General features: G+C 64.2%; 22 protein-coding genes and 1 pseudogene. 12 read left to right on the top strand and 11 right to left on the bottom strand.

What is annotated here, in order from left to right; all coding sequences use genetic code 11:
- Position 1 precedes the first annotated feature (1 nt).
- The 3 genes from MSIMFI_RS01215 to MSIMFI_RS01205 are packed head-to-tail and all read left to right on the top strand — an operon-like array spanning position 2 to position 2576.
- Positions 2–1021 (top strand): 3-oxoacyl-ACP synthase III family protein, encoded by a 1020-nt coding sequence (locus MSIMFI_RS01215; protein WP_186241747.1) that lies wholly within the window; start codon positions 2–4, stop codon positions 1019–1021.
- Positions 1021–2172 (top strand): pyridoxal phosphate-dependent aminotransferase, encoded by a 1152-nt coding sequence (locus MSIMFI_RS01210; RefSeq protein WP_191495838.1) that lies wholly within the window; start codon positions 1021–1023, stop codon positions 2170–2172. The genes MSIMFI_RS01215 and MSIMFI_RS01210 overlap by 1 nt, the downstream gene beginning before the upstream one ends.
- The gene (locus MSIMFI_RS01205) at positions 2076–2576 is read left to right on the top strand and encodes a MarR family transcriptional regulator (protein WP_186241749.1); all 501 of its coding nucleotides are present in this window, start codon (positions 2076–2078) and stop codon (positions 2574–2576) included. Before MSIMFI_RS01210 ends, MSIMFI_RS01205 begins: the two co-directional genes overlap by 97 nt.
- A 21-nt stretch (positions 2577–2597) precedes the next feature.
- Here MSIMFI_RS01205 and mmsB read toward each other — a convergent pair whose 3' ends face one another.
- Genes mmsB through MSIMFI_RS01190 form a run of 3 tightly spaced genes read right to left on the bottom strand, consistent with a single transcriptional unit; the run spans position 2598 to position 6190 of the window.
- Positions 2598–3476, bottom strand: coding sequence for a 3-hydroxyisobutyrate dehydrogenase (mmsB, locus tag MSIMFI_RS01200; RefSeq protein ID WP_191495837.1), 879 nt, complete (start codon positions 3474–3476; stop codon positions 2598–2600).
- 19 nt (positions 3477–3495) lie between these two features.
- Complete coding sequence (locus tag MSIMFI_RS01195; RefSeq protein ID WP_186241751.1) at positions 3496–4656, bottom strand: isobutyryl-CoA dehydrogenase; 1161 nt, start codon at positions 4654–4656, stop codon at positions 3496–3498.
- A gap of 13 nt (positions 4657–4669) precedes the next feature.
- Complete coding sequence (locus MSIMFI_RS01190) at positions 4670–6190, bottom strand: CoA-acylating methylmalonate-semialdehyde dehydrogenase (protein WP_191495836.1); 1521 nt, start codon at positions 6188–6190, stop codon at positions 4670–4672.
- Positions 6191–6615: 425 nt separating this feature from the next.
- Here MSIMFI_RS01190 and MSIMFI_RS01185 point away from each other — a divergent pair, with 425 nt between their 5' ends.
- The gene (locus MSIMFI_RS01185; protein ID WP_191495835.1) at positions 6616–8127 is read left to right on the top strand and encodes an amidase; all 1512 of its coding nucleotides are present in this window, start codon (positions 6616–6618) and stop codon (positions 8125–8127) included.
- Here MSIMFI_RS01185 and MSIMFI_RS01180 read toward each other — a convergent pair.
- From MSIMFI_RS01180 to MSIMFI_RS01165, 4 genes are all read right to left on the bottom strand, one after another.
- Positions 8124–8609 (bottom strand): lipoprotein LpqH, encoded by a 486-nt coding sequence (locus MSIMFI_RS01180; RefSeq protein WP_186241754.1) that lies wholly within the window; start codon positions 8607–8609, stop codon positions 8124–8126. The two genes, MSIMFI_RS01185 and MSIMFI_RS01180, sit on opposite strands and share 4 nt — an antisense overlap.
- 93 nt (positions 8610–8702) lie before the next feature.
- Entirely contained in the window at positions 8703–9311 is a 609-nt protein-coding gene (gene rfbC, locus MSIMFI_RS01175) for a dTDP-4-dehydrorhamnose 3,5-epimerase (protein ID WP_191495834.1), read from the bottom strand.
- A 1-nt stretch (position 9312) separates the two neighbouring features.
- Positions 9313–10308, bottom strand: coding sequence for a dTDP-glucose 4,6-dehydratase (gene rfbB / locus MSIMFI_RS01170; RefSeq protein ID WP_191495833.1), 996 nt, complete (start codon positions 10306–10308; stop codon positions 9313–9315).
- 9 nt (positions 10309–10317) lie between these two features.
- On the bottom strand, positions 10318–11184 hold the full coding sequence (locus MSIMFI_RS01165) for an LLM class F420-dependent oxidoreductase (protein WP_191495832.1): 867 nt from the start codon (positions 11182–11184) through the stop codon (positions 10318–10320).
- A gap of 238 nt (positions 11185–11422) precedes the next feature.
- On the opposite strand from MSIMFI_RS01165, the gene infA reads away from it, so the two are divergent.
- The 8 genes and pseudogenes from infA to truA all read left to right on the top strand — a co-directional run bounded on the left by infA (position 11423) and on the right by truA (position 15960).
- Positions 11423–11644, top strand: coding sequence for a translation initiation factor IF-1 (gene infA, locus MSIMFI_RS01160; protein WP_003418601.1), 222 nt, complete (start codon positions 11423–11425; stop codon positions 11642–11644).
- A gap of 51 nt (positions 11645–11695) precedes the next feature.
- Positions 11696–11809 carry a 50S ribosomal protein L36 gene (gene rpmJ, locus MSIMFI_RS01155; protein ID WP_003879483.1) on the top strand — a complete coding sequence of 38 codons (114 nt, stop codon included), beginning with the start codon at positions 11696–11698 and terminating at the stop codon, positions 11807–11809.
- A gap of 193 nt (positions 11810–12002) precedes the next feature.
- Positions 12003–12377 carry a 30S ribosomal protein S13 gene (gene rpsM, locus MSIMFI_RS01150; RefSeq protein ID WP_085249867.1) on the top strand — a complete coding sequence of 125 codons (375 nt, stop codon included), beginning with the start codon at positions 12003–12005 and terminating at the stop codon, positions 12375–12377.
- A 3-nt stretch (positions 12378–12380) separates the two neighbouring features.
- Positions 12381–12797: a 30S ribosomal protein S11 gene (gene rpsK / locus MSIMFI_RS01145; RefSeq protein WP_191495831.1), complete on the top strand. Its 417-nt coding sequence runs from the start codon at positions 12381–12383 to the stop codon at positions 12795–12797.
- A gap of 11 nt (positions 12798–12808) precedes the next feature.
- Positions 12809–13414: pseudogene (rpsD, locus tag MSIMFI_RS01140) on the top strand (30S ribosomal protein S4).
- 72 nt (positions 13415–13486) lie between these two features.
- Positions 13487–14530, top strand: a complete 1044-nt coding sequence (locus MSIMFI_RS01135; RefSeq protein WP_083113011.1) for a DNA-directed RNA polymerase subunit alpha — start codon at positions 13487–13489, stop codon at positions 14528–14530.
- A gap of 31 nt (positions 14531–14561) precedes the next feature.
- Entirely contained in the window at positions 14562–15122 is a 561-nt protein-coding gene (gene rplQ / locus MSIMFI_RS01130; protein ID WP_191495830.1) for a 50S ribosomal protein L17, read from the top strand.
- Complete coding sequence (truA, locus tag MSIMFI_RS01125; protein WP_191497963.1) at positions 15067–15960, top strand: tRNA pseudouridine(38-40) synthase TruA; 894 nt, start codon at positions 15067–15069, stop codon at positions 15958–15960. The genes rplQ and truA overlap by 56 nt, the downstream gene beginning before the upstream one ends.
- Here the strand turns inward: truA and MSIMFI_RS01120 are convergent.
- The 4 genes from MSIMFI_RS01120 to MSIMFI_RS01105 form a co-directional block, all read right to left on the bottom strand.
- The gene (locus MSIMFI_RS01120; RefSeq protein WP_191497962.1) at positions 15957–17090 is read right to left on the bottom strand and encodes a PPE family protein; all 1134 of its coding nucleotides are present in this window, start codon (positions 17088–17090) and stop codon (positions 15957–15959) included. The genes truA and MSIMFI_RS01120 overlap by 4 nt on opposite strands.
- 32 nt (positions 17091–17122) lie before the next feature.
- The gene (locus MSIMFI_RS01115; RefSeq protein WP_191497961.1) at positions 17123–18106 is read right to left on the bottom strand and encodes a PPE family protein; all 984 of its coding nucleotides are present in this window, start codon (positions 18104–18106) and stop codon (positions 17123–17125) included.
- 173 nt (positions 18107–18279) lie between these two features.
- Positions 18280–19935, bottom strand: a complete 1656-nt coding sequence (locus MSIMFI_RS01110; protein ID WP_191495829.1) for a purine-cytosine permease family protein — start codon at positions 19933–19935, stop codon at positions 18280–18282.
- A gap of 133 nt (positions 19936–20068) precedes the next feature.
- On the bottom strand, positions 20069–20230 hold a 162-nt coding region (locus MSIMFI_RS01105; protein ID WP_191495828.1), incomplete at its 5' end, for a cutinase family protein.

Below are 20230 nucleotides of genomic sequence, written 5' to 3'. Positions count from 1 at the left end.
CGTGAGCCAACCCACCGTCAGCCTGACGGACGTTTCGACCTACCTACCCGGTGAGCCGATCGGCGCAGACTACTACGCGCAGTTCGCCGAGTCCGACGACCTTCGCGACAACGTCATGTTCCGCTCTCCGAAATTCCGCCATCACGTCGCACCGGACGAGAGTTCGATCGACATGATCGAGCGCGCGGCGCACGGCCTCATCGAGCGGCACGGACACGACGTCATCGAAGGTGCCGACATATTGATCAGCCACACCCAGGTACCGGACATGGCGTTCTACGGGCAGGGGGCGGGCATCGCTCACCGCCTTGGCATGCGCCCCTCCTGGGTGCTCGACCTGCACAACGGCGGTTGCGCGGCGTTTGTGTTGGCGCTCAACGTGGCTCGCCAACTCATGGTGGCGGGTCAGGGGCACACGGCATTGATCGCGATTGCGCAAAACGCTGCCGGTCAGTTTTTCGATCAGCCCGGTGTTCGCCGCAAGGCGCAGTCCGCGGTTCCGGGTGATGGTGCTGCGGTGGGGCTGGTCACGCTGTCGGACCAGTCACCCGTTCTTGATATTGAGTGCCGCACCTATGGCGAGTACGCCGGTGAGATGACGCTCGCCTTCAATCCGCCCCGAAAGTGGTGGCAAGCCGGGCCAGGGGAGGGCTCCATTGGTTTCACCGAAAGCAAGATCACCAAGGTGTTGGCTCGCGGCAACCGGCAGGTTCCCGAAGTGGCGCTGTCGGTCTGTGATCGAATCGGCTTACATTCCAAGGACATAGACCTTTTGGTCACCAACCAGCCCAACCGGGTGTTCCTGCGCAATTGGCGCGAAGCGCTCGAATTGCCCCCGGAACGTCATCGCGACACCTTTGATGAGTGTGGCAACCTGTTCGGTGCCGGTATCCCAATTAACCTGGACCGGGCCATATCCGACGGTCAGGTCAAGTCCGGCGCTGTGGTCATGATGGCGGCGTTTGCGCACGCCGGCGATTTCGCGGGCGCGGCAGCGGTGCGCTGGGGCGGGCGAGCCTGATGTCGTCCTTCGGGGGGTCTGTCGACAGCCAAGTCAACGGCGAGATCGACTACGGTGTGCCGAACGCAATCGACCCGTTTGCGTTGTCTCTCAATGAGAATCCATATCCTCCGCTACCGGCGGTGCGAGCGGCGTTGATTCGCTCGATCGATGCGGCCAATCGCTATCCGGAGTTCCAGCCCGAACGCCTGCGCGGCCTGATCGCTGGTCATATAGGCATGCCGGCCGACCAGGTGGTGTTGGGCGCTGGAGCGACCGGTGTCGTGATGGAGGCATTGCAGGCATTCACCGCGCCGGGCGACTGCATCGCCATGGCTTCGCCCACCTTCGATGGCCATCCGATCGTCGCGCAGATGGCTCGGTTGAACGTGGTGACGGTCCCGCTGGATGAGTACGGCCACAACAATCTCGACGGGCTGGCCGAAGTTGCTGCGCACGCCCGCGTGGTGGTGGTGTGCCGGCCGCACAACCCGACGGGCACCTTGGAGCCGTCCTCAGAGATAGTGAGATTCCTGTCCCGGGTGCCGCGTGACACCGTGGTGCTGCTCGACGAGGCCTATATCGAATTCGTTGCCCCGGAGCTGCGGCTCGACATTTCGGCGTTGGTCGCGCGCTTCCCCAATCTGGTGGTGGTGCGGACGTTTTCCAAGGCGTACGGTCTGGCCGGACTGCGGATCGGTTATGGGCTGGCGTCGCCTGCGCTGGCCCGGACCCTGTGGGAGCATCAGCCGCCGTACGGCATGGCGAGCACCAGTTTGCTTGCCGTAGCGGCCTCGTACGAGGCCGAAGATCAACTACTGCAACGGATCCGGCTGATTACCGCCGAGCGTCGCTATCTTCGGATGCGCTTGAGTGCGATGAGGGTTTACACCTGTGATGCGCACGCCAATTTCATGTACCTGCCGTCAAGGGGGCGGTCGTGGCGTGAAGTGTTCGCCGACACCGGGTTGCATGTGCGGTTGTACGACGACGGCAGCGCGCGGATCACCGTCGGCGGCCGCGAATCGACCATGGCGGTGCTGTCCGCGGTGGGGCAATTGCGGGAAGAAGGGGCGTGGCTGCCTCACAAAAGCGTGACCCTATCGCTGTTGCCCGCGCCAATTGGGAGCGCGCCGGGTGGGGCGATGTGTCGGAGGGCATGGTCGCGGTGACGTCGGTGATGCGTGCGCATCAGATCTTGCTGGCGCGCGTCGAGACGGCGCTGCGTCCGTACGATTTGAGTTTCTCCCGGTTCGAGCTGCTGCGGCTATTGGCGTTTAGCCGCACCGGGGCGTTGCCGATCACCAAAGCGTCCGATCGGCTGCAGGTCCACGTCACCAGCGTCACGCACGCGATTCGCCGACTGGAAGCCGACGGCCTGGTGGAGCGCGTGCCGCACCCCACCGACGGGCGGACCACGTTGGTGCAGATCACCGAACTCGGCCGGTCCACGGTCGAGGATGCCACCGTCACGCTCAACGAGCAGGTGTTCGCCGACATCGGCATGGGCGCCGACGAGTCGCGGGCGCTGGTGTCGTCGATCGAAATGTTGCGTCGCAACGCGGGCGACTTTTGACCGCTCGCGCCACTCAGCCGCTCACCGCAGCGTCTGGATCACCGCGCTGAAGTCCAAGGCGGCGTGGGAGGCGTCGGACGCGATGAACTCTGCATAAATCTCCGCGGCATGGCTGCCCAACGGTGCAATCGCACCCGTCGAAGCGACCGCATCCATTGCCAGACTCAAGTCCTTGCTCATCAATGCGGTCGCGAAACCGGGCTTGAAGTCGTTGTTGGCCGGCGACGTGGGCACCGGGCCCGGCACCGGGCAATTGGTGTGCACCGCCCAGCAATTGCCGGTGGCTCCGGTGATGACATCGAACAACGACTGCGCCGACAGCCCGAGCTTCTCGGCCAGCACGAAGGCCTCGCCGATCACGATCTGCTGCACCGCGAGCACCATGTTGTTGCACAGCTTGGCCGCTTGCCCCGCGCCCGCTGCGCCGCAGTGAATGATCTTGCCCGCCATGGGTTCCAGAATCGGATGCGCCCGACGCAGGCTTTCCGAGGCCCCTCCGACCATGAACGCCAGGGTGCCGGCCACCGCACCCTTCACCCCACCGGAAACGGGTGCGTCGAGTTGCAGCATGCCTCGCGATTCGGCCAGCGCATGCACCTCGCGGGCGTCGTCGACCGAGATCGTGGAGCTGTCAATGAATAGCGAACCTGCTCGTGCGGCGGGCAGCACATCGGCGTAGCAGCGCTTAACGATATCGCCGCTGGGCAGCATGGTGATGACCACGTCTGCCTCGGATACCGCTTCGGCGGCGCTGTCGCACATCGTCGCGCCCTTGGCCGCCGCGGCGGACGCCGCAGCGGGGACCGGGTCATACCCGCGCACGATGTGTTCGGCGGCAAGCAGATTCGCCGACATCGGCGCGCCCATGTTGCCTAGCCCCAGGAACGCGATGGTGCTCATGTCGGCCTTTCTAAGCTTTCTAAGCGCTTGCGCGGAAACGCGCGGCCTCGGCTCGACCGATGACCACCCGCATGATTTCGTTGGTGCCTTCCAGGATTCGATGCACCCGCAAGTCGCGGACGATTTTCTCCAGACCATACTCGCGCAGATAACCGTATCCACCGTGCAGCTGCAGTGCCTTGTCGGCGACGTCGAAGCAGGTGTCGGTCACATAGCGTTTGGCCATCGCGCACAACTCGACCTTGTCGGTGGCGTCCTCGTCCAGCGCAGTCGCTGCCCGCCACAACAACAGTCGCGACGTCTCGAGACCGGTCGCCATGTCGGCCAGGGTGAACCGGATGGTGGGCTCGTCGAGCAAGGTGGCGCCGAACGCTTGGCGCTCGCGCACATAGGCGCCAGCCTTGTCGAAGGCGGCCTGTGCGCCGCCGAGGGAGCACGCCGCAATGTTGAGCCGGCCGCCGTTGAGGCCGTTCATCGCTATTCCGAAACCGGCGCCATCGCCGTCCGTGCCACCCAACATCGCGTCCGCGGGTATGCGTACCCCTTCGAGCACCACTTGCGCGGTGGGTTGTGCATGCCAACCCATCTTCTCTTCGTGGGCGCCGAAACTTAGCCCCGGAGTGTCCTTTTCGATGATGAAGGCCGAAATGCCGCGTGGGCCTTCATTTCCGGTGCGGGCCATCACCACATAGACGTCGGATGCGCCCGCGCCGGAAATGAACTGCTTGACGCCGTCGAGCACATAGTCGCCGCCTTGTTTGACGGCGCGGGTGCTCAACGCGCTGGCGTCGGACCCGGCGCCGGGCTCGGTCAGGCAGTAGCTGGCGATGACGTCCATTGTGGCCAGCCGCGGAATCCAGTCCTTGCGTTGTTCGTCGGTGCCGAACTTGTCGATCATCCATGCGCACATGTTGTGGATGGAAAGGAAGGCAGCGGTGACCGGGTCTGCGATGGCCAACTGCTCGAAGATGCGCACCCCGTCGAGCCGGCGCAGCCCACTGCCGCCCACGTCGTCGCGGCAGTAGATCGCCGCCATCCCGAGTTCGGCGGCCTCGCGCAACACGTCCACCGGAAAGTGGTTGGTGGCATCCCATTCCAGGGCGTAGGGAGCAAGGCGTTTGGTGGCGAACGCGGCCGCGGTCTCGGTAATCACCCGTTCTTCGTCGTTGAGGGTAAACATGGTGTAGCCAGCTCTAATTCATCGTGGGGATGACGAATTCCGCGCCGTCCTTGATGCCGGACGGCCAGCGCGACGTAACGGTCTTGACCTTGGTGTAGAACTGGATCGACGTCGGGCCGTGCTGGTTGAGGTCGCCGAAGCCGGACCGCTTCCAGCCCCCGAAGGTGTGGTAGGCCACCGGAACCGGGATCGGCACGTTGACCCCGACCATGCCCACCTGCACCCGGGAGACGAAGTCGCGTGCGGCGTCCCCGTCACGGGTGAAGACCGCCACGCCATTGCCGTACTCGTGTTCCGACGGCAGCCGCAACGCGTCTTCGTAATCGTGGGCCCGGACGATGCACAGCACGGGCCCGAAGATTTCGTCGGTGTAGATCGACATGTCGGGGGTGACGTGGTCGAAGAGGGTGGGTCCGATGAAAAAGCCGCCCTCCAGGTTGGCGTCACTGAACGCGAGGTCGTCGCTGGCGCGTTCACGGCCATCGATGACAATTTCGGCGCCGGCTTCCACACCCTGGTTGATGTAGTCACGCACCCGGGTGAGCGCCGCCTCGGTGACCAGTGGGCCGTAGTCGGCCTTGGGATCCAGGCTGTGCCCCACCCGCAGGTTGTTGATCCGCTCAATCAGCCTGGCACGCAACCGTTCTGCGGTCTGCTCGCCGACGGGAACGGCGACGCTGATCGCCATGCAGCGTTCACCGGCGCTGCCGTAGCCGGCGCCGATCAGCGCGTCGACGGCCTGGTCGAGGTCCGCGTCGGGCATCACGATCATGTGGTTCTTGGCGCCGCCGAAGCATTGTGAGCGCTTGCCGGTCGCCGCGGCCGTCTCATAGATGTACTGCGCGATGTCGGAGCTGCCGACAAAACCGACCGCCTTGATATCGGGGTGATTCAGGATTGCGTCGACGGCTTCTTTGTCGCCGTGGACAACCTGGAAGACTCCCGGGGGCAGGCCCGCCTCGAGGAAGAGCTCGGCCAGCCGAACCGGAACCGACGGGTCGCGCTCACTTGGCTTGAGAACGAACGCATTGCCGCAGGCTAGGGCCGGTCCGGCCTTCCACAACGGGATCATGGCCGGGAAGTTGAACGGGGTAATGCCGGCGACCACGCCGAGTGGCTGCCGCAGCGAGTAGACGTCGATGCCGGGGCCGGCGCCCTCGGTGTACTCGCCTTTGAGCAGGTGGGGGATTCCGATGCAGAACTCGATCACCTCGATGCCGCGCTGGATGTCACCCTGGGCATCGGGGAGCGTCTTGCCGTGCTCGAGCGACAGCAGCTGGGCCAGTTCGTCGTTGTGGTCTTTGACCAGCTGGATGAATCGCATCAGCACCCGGGCCCGGCGCTGTGGATTCCATGCGGCCCAGCTCTTTTGCGCCTCGACGGCCGATGCCACCGCGGCGTCGATGTCGGCCCTGCCGGCCATCGGCACTTTCGCCTGGACCTGGCCGGTATTGGGGTCGAAAACGTCAGCGGTGCGGGTGGACCGGCCGGTGGTGCGCTGCCCGTCGATGAAGTGCGAAATCTGCGTAGTCATGTTTCGTCCCATAGACGTAGGGGAGTAACGGCAATATACTTGCATATCCTAGTAATGCCGTTTGGCGTTGGCAAGGTCGCCTACCGAAACTGTCGTGCCGTGGGCCTGTGCAGATTGTCCGTTAACGGAAGCCCGCATTTGACGAATATGTCCATGGTCCCCGCGGCCTACCGTGAATAACCTTTCCGGCGCGCACCACTAGGCGCGAGCCGATGAAGGGAGGAGGTGACCCATGACCCACGAACTTCTGTTCGGCGAGATTGAGACTGCGTACTCCGCCAGTTGTATAACTCGGGCCGACGACATCGTCGAGTGACCAGGTCACATTGGACGACGCGGGCGGGGATCTCGTCACCCCGGTTAGAGATCCCCACCGCGCGCTTTAAGCTGCTGTGCGCGAGCTCGAGCACACGGCGGAGGTCGATATGGTGGTTTCGAGGCCATCGGCGGCGGACATTGACGCCGCGGCCAGGCACTACGGTTTTCACCTCGACCCCGACGCCCAACCCGGCTTCCGGGCCTTCGTCACCCGCACGCTGGGTTCCTACGACCTAGTCGACGAGCTGTATAACCAAATCGCGCGCCCCCAGACTCCCGAACGCGCCTATCAATTCCCGTCGCCCGATGAAAACCCGTTGGGCGCTTGGTATGTCACCGCCGAGATCGCTTCCGGCGCCGACGGGCCGTTGGCCGGCCGGGCGGTGGCGATCAAAGACAATATCGCCGTGGCCGGGATCCCGATGATGAACGGGTCCCGTTCGGTTGAGGGCTTTATCCCGAGCCGTGATGCGAGCGTGGTCGAGCGGTTGCTTGCCGCCGGGGCGACGATAGCCGGCAAGAGCGTCTGTGAGGACCTGTGCTGCTCTTCGTCGAGCTTCACCGCGGCCTCCGGGCCGGTGCGCAACCCTTGGGACACCGCCCGCGAGACGGGTGGCTCGTCCAGTGGCAGCGCCGCCCTTGTCGCGGCCGGTGCCGTCGAATTGGCCATCGGCGGTGACCAGGCCGGATCCATTCGGATACCGGCGTCGTTGTGCGGCATCGTCGGGCTCAAGCCGACTCACGGGCTGGTGCCCTACACCGGCGCGATTCCGCTCGAGCGCACCATCGATCACCTGGGTCCCATGGCACGGAGCGTCGCCGATGCCGCACTGTTGCTCACCGTGATCGCCGGGCCTGACGGCCTGGATCCCCGCCAGCCAAACGGCTTAGTGACGGTTGACTACCAGGCCGCGCTGACCGGCGATGTCGGCGATCTGCGAGTGGGCATTGTCACCGAGGGCTTCGGCCATCGACATTCGATGCCGGAAGTGGACGAGCTGGTCCGCGCGGCTGCGCAGCGCTTGACCGATATCGGTTGTGCAGTAGGAGAAGTCAGCGTTCCATGGCATCGCCACGCATTTCACGTCGCCGCGGTCATCATCATCGACGGTGGCACCTACCAGATGCTCGACGGTAATGGTTGCGGGCTCGGCGCGGATGGACTCTACGACCCAGAGCTCATGGCGCACTTCGCAACTCAACGGTTGGCCAATGCCGATCAACTCTCCTTCGTCGTCAAAGCGATGGCATTGAGCGGACACTACGGACTTCACGCGCTGGGCGGCGCGACCTATGCCAAAGCGCGGAATCTGGTGCCGTTCGTGCGGGCTGGCTACGACGATGCTCTGGACCAGTACGACGTGCTAGTCATGCCGACGACTCCCGTAACCGCCCAACCGCTTCCCGATAACATGACGGAGCTTGGGCCGGCGATGGGCAAGGTCGTCAACACCGCGCCGTTCGATATCACCGGCCATCCCGCGATCACGGTGCCCGCCGGCCTGGTCGACGGCCTGCCCGCCGGAATGATGATCGTGGGCAAGCGATTCGACGACGCCACGGTGCTCAAGATCGCCAATGCCTACGAATCCCTATGCGGAGGATTTCCTACCGCTTAGGGGCAGGTGGCGTCGACCTCGAACGTCTTGCTCACCTGCTGCCCCGCGGTGTCAACGCCGGTGCCGGTGCCGATCACTCTGTAGGAGTTGCCGGTCTTGGTTGCGCTGGCGCTATTTCCGGGCGCGCCCTCGGTGAAGCTGATGGCCACCCCGTCGACGGTGCCGAGCCCGGCGGTGTGGACTGCCGACGCGTCCGGCTCCAGGCCGACGATGACGCCGGTGACCATGTCGCCGACGGCGATGGAGAACTTGCCATCATTCGTCGAGCACACCACCGGGCCACTGACGTTTTGCGTCTGACCGCCGATGATGACTCTTGTTTCACCGGCCGCGGCGGGCGTGTTCGCAGCCGCCGCCGAGCTTGCGGCTGCGCTGGACCCCGAACTGGGCGACGGTTCGGAACCCTTCTTGTCGCCGGAGCACCCTGCCGCGCCCGCGACGATGGTCGCCGCGCTGACGGCGATCAACAACCCACGCAACACCCAAGTTCTCCTAACCGGTAGGTCCGCACCCGCGATGCCAGCGGGATCTAGTGAAGCAGTATGGATGGCCGCGCTGCTGTCGTACAGATGGGTTTAATTGCCGCGCAGATTTTCGATATACCGCTGGGTTTCCTCCCAGGTGGGCAGCAGGCCGGAAGCGCGTACCTCGTCGAAGCTGGGGGCTGCTGCATCGCGGTCTGACAGGCTGGCGGCGGCACCGTCGACCAGCGGCCAGTCGATCGCCAGGGTGGGGTCGGTAGCGCAGATCGTATGCTCGCGCTGCGGGTTGTATTCCGCCGAACACAGGTACATGACGGTCGAATTGTCTTGCAGGGCAAGGAAACCGTGCGCCAGTCCTTCGGAGATGTAAATTGTCCTGCGGTCTTGATCGTCGAGCAGAACCGAGGCCCACCGGCCGAAGGTCGGTGAGCCCAAGCGGATGTCGACGACGACATCGAATATTGAGCCGGACACACAGGTGACGTATTTGGCCTGACTCGGTGGCAGCTGGGCGAAGTGCAAGCCGCGCAACACACCTGCCGACGACACCGAGCAGTTGGCTTGCCGGACATCCAAGCGGTGACCGGCGAATGCGCTAAACCCATGGTCGGTAAGCCATTCAAAGAACAGTCCACGAGGATCGCCATGGATGGTGGGGGTGATCTCCCAGGCGCCGGGGACGTCGAGTTCGCGTACCTTCATCTCACTGACCGCGCTGTTCGTAACGGGCCTCCGCGGCGTCTTTCAGCGGACGCCACCAGTCCTCGTTTTCCCGGTACCAGTCGATCGTGGCACGCAAGCCTTCCTCGAAGTCGGTGTGCTTTGGGGCCCAACCCAATTCGTTGTACAGCGATGACGGGTCGATGGCGTAGCGAAGGTCGTGGCCGACGCGGTCGGTCACATGGTCGAAATCGTCGGGCTCGCGCCCCATCAATTGCAGCAGCGTGCGCAGCACGGTCAGGTTGTCGCGTTCGCCCTCGGAGCTGATGAGATAGGTCCGGCCGATCTGACCCTTGTCCAGGATTCGGCGGACCGCGCTGTTGTGGTCCTCGACGTGGATCCAGTCGCGGACGTTGTGGCCGCTGCCGTATAGCTTGGGCCGCCGTCCGGTGAGCACGTTGGTGATTTGGCGCGGGATGAACTTCTCGACGTGCTGATAGGGCCCGTAGTTGTTGGAGCAGTTGGAGATTGTCGCGCGTACGCCGTAGGAGCGCACCCAGGCCCGCACCAGCATGTCGGCGCCCGCCTTGGTCGCCGAGTACGGGCTCGACGGATTGTAGGGCGTGGCCTCGGTGAACCGCTCCGGGTCGTCGAGCTCCAGGTCGCCGTAGACCTCGTCGGTGGAGATGTGGTGCAGGCGCACCCCGTGGCGTCGCACCGCTTCCAGGATCGTGAAGGTCCCGATCACGTTGGTGTGCAGGAACGGCTGCGGGTTGTCCAATGCGTTGTCGACGTGGGATTCGGCGGCGAAGTGCACCACGGCGTCGGACTTGGCGACTAGCTGGGAAACCAGGTCGGCATCGGTGATATCGCCTTCCACCAGCTTGATGGCACCTTCGACGTCGGCCAGCGACTCGCGTCTGCCGGCGTAGGTGAAGGCGTCGAGCACCGTCACCGTGTCGTCGGGATATTCGCGTACGGTGCTGTGCACAAAGTTCGCGCCGATAAAGCCCGCGCCACCGGTGACTAGCAACCGCATGGTCAAACCTTAGCCGAGCAGCCCCCCAGCCAATTCGGCGAGCGCGGGGACCAGGTTTTCGCTCTTGGTGAGGACCTGGACCGGCACATGGTCGGCACCGGCATCGAGGTGCTCGTTGAGCCGAGCCGCGATGGCATCGGTCGTGCCGTAGGCGACCACGGCGTCGACGAGGCGGTCGCTGCCTGGTGGGGCGATGTCGTCGTCGGTGAAGCCCAGCCGCTTCCAGCTGTTCTGGTAATTGGCCAGCTTGAGATAGACATTGAGGGCCTTGCGGCCTACCGCGCGGGCTTTGTCGGCATCGGTGGTCAGTACCACCTTGTGTTCGGGTGCCAGGAACGCCGACGGACCGATCAGCTCACGGGCGTGTGCGGTGTGTTCCGGAGTGGTCAGGTACGGGTGGGCTCCCGCGCTGCGTTGCGCGGACAGTTTCAGTACCCGCGGGCCCAGTGCCGCCACCACCCGGCGGTTGGCCGGCACGCCATAGTCGTCGAGCCGATCCAAATACTGCGCCAGCGCGTCGTAAGGCTTGCGGTATTCGCTGGTCGCCTCCGGGTGACCAACACCGATACCCAGCAGGAAGCGGCCCGGGTAGGCCTTTTCGATCCGGTGGAATGACTCGGCGACCGGCTTTGCGGCCGCGGACCAGATGTTGACGATGCCGGTGGCCACCTGCAACGTGGTCGTCGCTTCGAGGATGGGTTCCACCCAGGCCAGCTCGGCGGGCGGTGAACCGCCGACCCAGACGGCCCCGTAACCGAGGGCTTCGATTTCTTGGGCTTGTTGAGGCGTGACGCCGAATCCGAATGATCCGAACCGGCCCAGGCTGGGCCTGTTGGCTCCCGAACCGGCATGGGCACTAGCTTGAGCATCAGTCATGCAAGGTCCAACCCGCACTCAGTCGGGGCCTATTCCAGCGGCGTTTTGCACCGAGTGCAGCGGTGCGAGTATTGTGGACCGACGGTGCGGCGTCCCGTGCCGGCTCTTGGCGTGCCCAGTCCTGAAATTTCTCGGAGCACTTCGCGGAATTTCCATCACCTGCTCACGTTTTGTAGTCCGGACACCTGCTGCGCCGAACCGGGTGCACTGACAAGAAGTAAGGATCGCCAGAAAGCCAATGGCCAAGAAGGACGGTGCCATAGAGGTCGAGGGTCGTGTGGTCGAGCCCCTGCCCAATGCCATGTTTCGCATTGAGCTGGAAAACGGCCACAAGGTGCTCGCCCACATCAGCGGCAAGATGCGGCAGCACTACATCCGCATCCTCCCCGAGGACCGGGTGGTGGTGGAGTTGTCGCCCTATGACCTGTCCCGGGGCCGCATCGTGTACCGGTACAAGTAGTAACGACGCCAACGTCTAAAGCGAAGCCCAGAGAACAGGACCGAGACTGCCGTGAAGGTGAACCCGAGCGTCAAGCCGATCTGTGACAAGTGCAGGGTGATCCGTCGGCACGGGCGGGTCATGGTGATCTGCTCCGATCCGCGCCACAAGCAGCGGCAGGGCTGAGTCCCCAGGACTGACGCCCGCCGCCGGACAACTGAATGCAGACCTCCCAGCACCAATGAGCGGCTGGCATCTATAGAGATGGGCCAGCTCATCCACGCCCGGACGGAGGCCGGGCCCCGCAGCCCCAATCGATTTTTGGGGCCAGGGAACGGACTGGGACAAGACCTCCGCTAAAGAAGAGGAAACGCCACCTATGGCTCGACTAGTAGGCGTCGATCTACCACGCGATAAGCGGATGGAGATCGCGCTGACCTACATCTATGGCATTGGCCGTACCCGTTCGAACGAAATTCTGGCGGCCACCGGCATCGACAAGGACCTGCGCACCAAGGACCTCACCGATGACCAGCTGACCCATCTGCGTGACTACATCGAAGCCAACCTGAAGGTCGAGGGTGACTTGCGCCGCGAGGTGCAGGCCGACATCCGCCGCAAGATCGAGATCGGCTGCTACCAAGGCCTGCGGCACCGCCGCGGCCTGCCGGTGCGTGGCCAACGGACCAAAACCAACGCGCGGACCCGCAAAGGCCCCAAGCGCACCATCGCAGGCAAGAAGAAGGCCAGGTAAACGATGCCACCGAAGAAGGCAACTGGGGCAGGACCCAAGAAGGGCCAGAAGACCCGCCGCAAAGAAAAGAAGAACGTCCCGCACGGTGCCGCGCACATCAAGAGCACCTTCAACAACACGATCGTGACGATCACCGACCCGCAGGGCAACGTCATCGCGTGGGCGTCGTCGGGTCACGTCGGCTTCAAGGGATCCCGCAAGTCGACTCCGTTCGCCGCTCAGCTGGCAGCGGAGAACGCCGCGCGCAAGGCCCAGGAGCATGGCGTGCGCAAGGTCGACGTGTTCGTGAAGGGCCCGGGCTCGGGCCGTGAGACCGCGATCCGGTCGCTGCAGGCCGCTGGTCTGGAGGTCGGTGCGATCTCTGACGTCACCCCCCAGCCGCACAACGGCGTCCGCCCGCCCAAGCGCCGCAGGGTTTAGGAGATAGACACATGGCTCGTTACACCGGACCCGTCACCCGCAAATCGCGACGGTTGCGCACCGACCTCGTCGGTGGCGACCAGGCCTTCGAAAAGCGTCCCTACCCGCCCGGCCAGCACGGCCGCGCGCGGATCAAGGAGAGCGAATACCTGCTGCAGCTGCAGGAGAAGCAGAAGGCCCGCTTCACCTAAGGCGTGATGGAAAAGCAATTCCGCCGCTACTACGAAGAGGCCGTGCGGCAGCCCGGCAAGACCGGTGAGGAATTGCTGAGGATTTTGGAGAGCCGGCTGGACAACGTCGTGTACCGCGCCGGCCTGGCGCGCACCCGCCGGATGGCCCGCCAGCTCGTCAGCCACGGACACTTCAGCGTCAACGGCGTACATGTCAACGTCCCCAGCTACCGGGTTTCGCAGTACGACATCATCGACGTGCGGGACAAGTCGCTCAACACGGTGCCGTTCCAAATCGCCCGGGAGACCGCGGGTGACCGTCCGATTCCGAGCTGGCTGCAGGTCGTCGGCGAGCGCCAACGCATCTTGATCCACCAGTTGCCCGAGCGGGCACAGATCGACGTCCCGCTCACCGAACAGCTAATCGTCGAGTACTACTCGAAGTAAGTTCCCCGCACCGCCGGTGCAGGACACCTAACGGCATCAAATAGCGGGTGCCGAGAAGGAGAAAGAAACACCATGCTGATCTCACAGCGACCCACACTGTCCGAGGACATCCTCACCGACAACCGGTCCCAGTTCGTAATCGAACCGCTGGAGCCGGGATTTGGTTACACCCTTGGTAATTCGCTTCGTCGGACCCTGCTGTCGTCGATTCCCGGCGCGGCTGTCACCAGCATCCGCATCGACGGTGTGCTGCACGAGTTCACGACGGTGCCCGGGGTCAAAGAAGATGTCACCGACATCATCTTGAACCTCAAGGGTCTGGTCGTGTCGTCCGAGGAGGACGAGCCGGTGACCATGTATCTGCGCAAGCAAGGACCCGGGGAGGTTACCGCCGGCGACATCGTGCCGCCGGCCGGCGTCACCGTGCACAACCCTGGCATGCACATCGCGACGTTGAACGACAAGGGCAAGCTCGAGGTCGAGCTCGTCGTCGAGCGCGGCCGTGGCTATGTGCCGGCGGTGCAGAACCGGGCTTCGGGCGCCGAAATCGGCCGTATCCCAGTCGATTCCATCTACTCGCCGGTGCTCAAGGTCACGTACAAGGTGGACGCCACCCGTGTCGAGCAGCGCACCGACTTCGACAAGCTGATCCTCGACGTGGAGACCAAGAGTTCCATCACCCCCCGCGACGCGCTGGCGTCGGCGGGCAAGACCCTGGTCGAATTGTTCGGCCTGGCACGCGAACTCAACGTCGAAGCCGAAGGTATCGAGATCGGCCCGTCGCCGGCCGAGGCCGACCACATCGCGTCCTTTGCGTTGCCGATCGACGACCTCGATCTGACGGTGCGGTCCTACAACTGCCTCAAGCGCGAGGGTGTGCATACCGTCGGCGAGCTGGTGTCGCGCACTGAGTCGGATCTGCTCGACATCCGCAACTTCGGTCAGAAGTCCATCGACGAGGTGAAGGTCAAGCTGCACCAGCTGGGCCTGTCGCTCAAGGACAGCCCGCCGAGCTTCGACCCTTCGGAGGTTGCGGGTTACGACGTCGCCACCGGTACCTGGTCCACCGAGGGTGCCTACGACGACCAGGACTACGCCGAAACCGAACAGCTCTAAATTGCGTCCAATCTAGACAGGAGCGTCAGCAATGCCCAAGCCCACCAAGGGCCCTCGCCTCGGCGGGTCGTCTTCGCACCAGAAGGCGATTCTGGCCAACCTGGCCACGTCGTTGTTCGAGCACGGCCGGATCAAGACCACCGAGCCGAAGGCGCGGGCGCTGCGGCCCTACGCGGAGAAGCTGATCACCCACGCCAAGAAGGGCACGTTGCACAATCGGCGTGAGGTGCTCAAGAAGATCCGCGACAAGGATGTGGTGCACGCCCTGTTCGCCGAGATCGGGCCGTTCTTCGCCGACCGCGAGGGCGGCTACACCCGCATCATCAAGGTCGAGGCGCGCAAGGGCGACAACGCTCCGATGGCAGTGATCGAACTGGTACGAGAGAAGACGGTTACCTCGGAGGCGGACCGGGCACGGCGCGTGAAGGCATCGAAGAAGGCTGCACCCGCGGTGGCCGCGGCGGCGCCGCAGGCAGCGGTGGAGCCCGAGGCTGAGGTGCCCGAGGCTGACGTGGCCGAGGCTGAGGTGTCCGAGGCTGAGCCCGCCGAGGAGGCCCCCGCGGACGAGCCCGAAGAGGCCCCTGAGAATTAATGGGGACGTCCGTCTGCGGCTCGATATCGCCTACGACGGAACCGATTTCGCGGGCTGGGCGGCGCAAGCTGGACAGCGCACGGTCGCCGGTGTTCTCAATGAGGCGCTGACGACCGTGTTCCGCACGCCGGTGCGGCTGCGCGCGGCGGGGCGCACCGACGCGGGAGTGCATGCCACCGGCCAGGTGGCCCATGCTGACGTTCCGGTCGAGGCGTTGCCGAACGCCTATGCGCGCTCATCGCGCACCGGTGATCCGGAGTTTGCGCCGTTGTTGCGTCGGTTGGGCCGATTCCTGCCCACCGATGTCCGTATCATCGACATCGCCCGCGCACCAAGTGATTTCGACGCTCGATTTTCGGCGCTGCGACGGCACTACACCTACAGATTGTCGACGGCGCCTTACGGGGTGGAACCGCAGCAGGCGCGCTACGTCACCGCCTGGCCGCGCGCTCTAGACATCGATGCGATGAATACGGCGTCGCGAGAGCTGTTGGGCTTGCACGACTTCGCGGCGTTCTGCCGACGTCGCGATGGTGCAACCACCATCCGAGACCTGCAGCGGCTGGATTGGTCGCGGGACGGCGACCTGATCACCGCGCGAGTGACCGCCGACGCGTTCTGCTGGTCGATGGTGCGATCGCTGGTGGGAGCCTTGCTGGCCGTCGGCGAGCACCGGCGCACCGCGGCCTGGTGTCGTGAATTGCTCACCACCACAAGCCGTTCCAGCGACTTCGCGGCCGCGCCACCGCATGGCCTGACGCTGATCGGTGTCGACTATCCGCCAGACGACGAGCTCGCGTCAAGAGCCGTGATCACCCGGGATTTGCGGACGCGTTAGCCCGCTGACGGAGGGCGACCCATCACGGTGAGGCGGACCCCGTATCGGGGACCCGAACCCGCGCCGCTTCGGCCCGAGCCGGCAACCGGCATGCCGCCCACCACATTTCCGGCTGGTGCGAAGTCAGCCGGCTCGACCACATCGCTGACGAATTCGGTAGCGGGCGTCAGCGTTGGCGCCGGGCTTGCTCCCGCCCAAGTGGGGGGTACTGAGAGCTTACCGATTACGCCTGCGTTGCCCGCAGCCGCGGCCACGGGTCCGCTGCTCACCATTTGTGCCGCGCCTGTCGCGGCCGCAGCGGCCTCGGGTGCGGCGGCGGCTGCCGGACCGATGAGCCCCATGGTCTTGGCGGTTGAGGCAAAGAAGCTGGCAATGCCGGCGCCGAAAAATGGCAGCCCGAGGGTGTCGTAGAAAAAGTTGGCGAAGGGCGCGTACCACTCAAGGAACCGTTCGATAGGTCCCGGTGTGTCGGTCAACGGGGTTGTGAGGCCACGCAACACGCCCGGTACCTCCGACATCAGCCGCGACAGCGTGGACTGCGTCGCACCGGCCGTGGTGGCTGCGGCACGGGTAACGGCACCGGCCTGCGTGGCCGCACCGTTCGGGCTGGTGGTCTGCGGGGGCGGACTGTGGGGCGTGACCGTCGCGGCGGTTGCCGCGGGGCCGGCGTAGCTGTACATGGCCGCGGAGTCTTGAGCCCACATTTCGCCGTATTCGGCCTCGGCGGCCGCAATCGCAGCGGCATTGATACCCAGGACATTGGCGGAGACCAGCGACGCCAGCCGGACGCGGTTTGCCGCAATCTGTGGCGGAGGCACCGTCGCCGCGAATGCGGTCTCATACGCAGCGGCCGCCAGACGCGCCTTGCTGGCCGACTCCTCGGCCCGAGCGGCGGTGGCACGCAGCCACGCCACGTAGGGTGCGACCGACTCGGCCATGGCCGCCGACGAGGGGCCCACCCACTCTTCGCAGCGCAGCGTGTTGATCACCTTCTCGTAATCGGTTGCGGTCGAGGTCAACTCGGCGGCCAACCCGCTCCACGACGATGCGGCGGTCAACATCGGCGCCGACCCCGGACCCGAATACATACGCGCGGAGTTGATCTCGGGCGGCAATGCCCCAAAGTCCACCGTTGGCAACATGTCGCTTCCTTCCTGAACTGTTAGCCCGCAGCCGGCGGACGTGACATGACCCTGAAGCGGCGCCCGTATCGACGTCGAGCGAATTTCGCGGGCCGTTCCCCGTTGGTCAGCGGCGCGCCGGGAAACAGCGGCCCGGACGCATTGGTCGGAGCGGCAGCGACTCCGATGTCCGAAATCCCAGCGGCGCCATCGTTTAACGCGGGAGACGAGGTGGCCCAAGTCGCTGGCACCGATATCAACCCGACCTGGTCGGCCTGGCCCAAACCCGCTGCCACGGGCCCAGAAACCGCCCGCGCCAAGCCCGGGGCTACCACCGCGGCGGCGGGGGCACCGGCGGCTGCACTCACGGGTTCGGAGATCAGTTGCTGTGCGAACAGGGTACCGAGCTGGATGATCCCCATTCCGAAATACGCCAATCCCCACGTGTTAACCAAGACGTTCCAGTCGTTGGTCGGAAGTATGGGAAACCAAGGCGGTTTCACCGGTTGCAGCTTGGAGATCAGCTGCGGGGCAATGTCGGGGTTTGTGGTGGTCGGCGGCGGCGCGAACGGGGTCAATACGGAGGCCGCAGACGAAGCGGCGGCGTAGTTGTACATGGCCGCGGCGTCTTGCGCCCAGAACTCGGCGTACTCGGCTTCGGTGGCCGCGATCGCTGGTGTGTTCTGCCCGAAAAAGTTCGTTGCGATCAGCGCCGTCAGCAACGCCCGGTTTGCCGCGACGAGCGGCGGCGGCACGGTCATCGCGAATGCGGCCTCGTAGGCCGCGGCGGCGGCCCTAGCCTGCATGCCCGTCTGCTCGGCTTGCGCGGCCGTGGTTTGCAGCCAGGCCACATAGGGTGCGACGGCGCGGATCATGGAAACCGACGCGGGTCCTCGCCACGGCAGGCTCGTCAGCTCGGAGAGCACCGAGCTGTAGCCAGTCGCCGCCGACGTGAGCTCTGCCGCGAGCGCGTCCCAGGCGGCCGCGGCGGCCATCAGGGGCCCCGAACCGACACCGGCGTACATGCGACCGGAGTTGATCTCGGGCGGTAATGCCCCGAAGAAGTTCGGGTCGATCGGCGCGTCAATAGTGATCAAGGCTTTCTTGAGCAGGGAAGTAACCGTCCGACACAAAGACAGACTAGAGAAATAATATTATATAGCAATAATCGCTTCAGGATATAGTAGCTCGACTGGCGTTAGGCCTGGGCCGGAAGTAGGTGCTCGCCGTTCTTATCGGTGGACAAGCACAGTGAACAGATATATGCGCGGTGCGCCTCGCAGCTCAACATGTCGGGCCGCTCGAAGTCTTGAGCGCAAACATGGCAGTTCAAGCGCTCGGATGAGGGATTGCCGTGCTCGTCATACATCGGCAAATCGATGCCGTCGTGGGTGCGGCGAATGTAGTACTTGCCTTTGGTGAGGATTGCCAGGATTGGCGGCATCGCCAACGCGATGACGATCGCCACCAACGGCGAATAGGGCCGCAGTACCGCGCCCAGACCGCCGAAGAACGCGACGATCGAGATCCCGGCGGCCAACAACATCGACCCGAAGCCGACCGGGTTGATGGCATACAGCATCCCGCGACGGAACTCAGGGGTGCGCGGGGAGCGGCCGAGTAGGAACTTGTTGAAGACAATGTCGGATGCCACCGTCACCACCCACGCCATGCCGCAGTTGGCGTAGAAACCAAGAATGGTATTAAGGAAGTCAAACATGTTGGCTTCCATCAGGATTAGCGCGATGCCAAGGTTCACCCCAAGGAACACAACGCGCCCGGGGTAATGCTTGGTGACACGCGTGAACGAATTTGTCCATGCCAGAGAGCCCGAATACGCATTTGTGACGTTGATCTTGACCTGGCTGAGGACCACCAAGACAACCGCGAGGGTAAGCGCCAGCCAGCCCGGCATGAAATTGCAGTAGATCTGCGTGAACTGGTGTACCGGCAAATTGGCGATTGCCGTGGACCCGGCGATGTTGGAAATCAGATAGACCGCCAGGAACAGCCCGATTATCTGCTTGATCGCGCCGAAGACCACCCAGCCGGGCCCAGCTAGCAGCATCCATGTCCACCATCTGCGTGAGTTCTTCGGTGTACGCGGCGGCATGAAGCGTAGGTAGTCGATCTGTTCGGCGATCTGAGCGATCAGGGATAGGCAGACGCCCGCCGCCAGCAGGACGGAGCCGACGGTGACGCCGCCGTGGCCGGCTTTGCCGGCATAGGCGAAGAACTGCCCAACCGAATCGGGATGGCTGATCACTAGGTAGCAAAACGGGGCCACCATCAGACACAGCCACAATGGGGTAGTCCAAAGTTGAAGCTGCGACAGGACTTTCATGCCGTACATCACCAATGGAAAGATCAACAAGGTTGAGCAGGCATAGCCCAGCCACAGCGGAACATGAAGGCCGAGGTTGAGGCCTTGAGCCATGATTGAGCCTTCGAGCGCGAAGAAGATGAAGGTGAACGTCGCAAAGATCACGTTGGTCACCACCGACCCGTAGTAGCCGAAGCCACTTCCGCGGGTAATCAGATCCAGGTCGATGTTGTAGCGCGCTGCGTAGTAGGCCAGCGGCAACCCGGTGGTGAAGACCACCAATGCGAATATCCCGATGCCCCATAGGGCATTCGCAGTACCCCAGGTGATGCCGACGTTGGCCCCGATTGCGAAGTCGGCAAGATAGGCGATGCCGCCGAGAGCCGAGATTCCCACCACCGCGGGTGACCACTTCCGGTAGCTGCGTGGTGCGAAGCGCAGCGTGTAGTCCTCGAGTGTCTCACCGCTGGCCGTGGCCTTGTCGAGGTTCGCTGGGAGAGTGCTCTCGATGTCTGTTTCGACGCCGTGCATTAATCCTCCCGAACGCAAACCTGTCAAAGGATTGCCAATATCCTTGTGAAACCTTGAAAGTGCGGGTCAGCGTCGTTGGTGAGGTGCGGTGATCCTAACCGCGTATTGCGCGGGGTGCCAACTATGTCGAATCTTAGAGTTTGCTCGCGACGAAACTCGCGGCCTCGTTGGTCAAGCCGGGCACGTAGCCCATATGTGCCTTCCATTGGTTGCCGCCCGAGCAGATCGGGTCGCCCTCATTGCAAAGGTTGAGGATCTTGCCTGCGAAATGCGGACTCAAGGCGGTCATCAGCCC

Source organism: Mycobacterium simulans, from assembly GCF_900232995.1.
Classification (GTDB): Bacteria; Actinomycetota; Actinomycetes; order Mycobacteriales; family Mycobacteriaceae; genus Mycobacterium; species Mycobacterium simulans.
This window is presented reverse-complemented; position numbering and strand designations above follow the sequence as displayed.

What these genes read in the sequence shown, in the direction of transcription:
- MSIMFI_RS01210 (WP_191495838.1), top strand. Translation starts at nt 1,021, where the DNA reads ATGTCGTCCTTCGGGGGGTCTGTCGACAGCCAAGTCAACGGCGAGATC.
- mmsB (WP_191495837.1), bottom strand. Translation starts at nt 3,476, where the DNA reads ATGAGCACCATCGCGTTCCTGGGGCTAGGCAACATGGGCGCGCCGATG.
- MSIMFI_RS01195 (WP_186241751.1), bottom strand. Translation starts at nt 4,656, where the DNA reads ATGTTTACCCTCAACGACGAAGAACGGGTGATTACCGAGACCGCGGCC.
- MSIMFI_RS01190 (WP_191495836.1), bottom strand. Translation starts at nt 6,190, where the DNA reads ATGACTACGCAGATTTCGCACTTCATCGACGGGCAGCGCACCACCGGC.
- MSIMFI_RS01185 (WP_191495835.1), top strand. Translation starts at nt 6,616, where the DNA reads ATGGTGGTTTCGAGGCCATCGGCGGCGGACATTGACGCCGCGGCCAGG.
- rfbC (WP_191495834.1), bottom strand. Translation starts at nt 9,311, where the DNA reads ATGAAGGTACGCGAACTCGACGTCCCCGGCGCCTGGGAGATCACCCCC.
- rfbB (WP_191495833.1), bottom strand. Translation starts at nt 10,308, where the DNA reads ATGCGGTTGCTAGTCACCGGTGGCGCGGGCTTTATCGGCGCGAACTTT.
- MSIMFI_RS01165 (WP_191495832.1), bottom strand. Translation starts at nt 11,184, where the DNA reads ATGACTGATGCTCAAGCTAGTGCCCATGCCGGTTCGGGAGCCAACAGG.
- infA (WP_003418601.1), top strand. Translation starts at nt 11,423, where the DNA reads ATGGCCAAGAAGGACGGTGCCATAGAGGTCGAGGGTCGTGTGGTCGAG.
- rpsM (WP_085249867.1), top strand. Translation starts at nt 12,003, where the DNA reads ATGGCTCGACTAGTAGGCGTCGATCTACCACGCGATAAGCGGATGGAG.
- rpsK (WP_191495831.1), top strand. Translation starts at nt 12,381, where the DNA reads ATGCCACCGAAGAAGGCAACTGGGGCAGGACCCAAGAAGGGCCAGAAG.
- MSIMFI_RS01135 (WP_083113011.1), top strand. Translation starts at nt 13,487, where the DNA reads ATGCTGATCTCACAGCGACCCACACTGTCCGAGGACATCCTCACCGAC.
- rplQ (WP_191495830.1), top strand. Translation starts at nt 14,562, where the DNA reads ATGCCCAAGCCCACCAAGGGCCCTCGCCTCGGCGGGTCGTCTTCGCAC.
- MSIMFI_RS01115 (WP_191497961.1), bottom strand. Translation starts at nt 18,106, where the DNA reads ATGTACGCCGGTGTCGGTTCGGGGCCCCTGATGGCCGCCGCGGCCGCC.
- MSIMFI_RS01110 (WP_191495829.1), bottom strand. Translation starts at nt 19,935, where the DNA reads ATGCACGGCGTCGAAACAGACATCGAGAGCACTCTCCCAGCGAACCTC.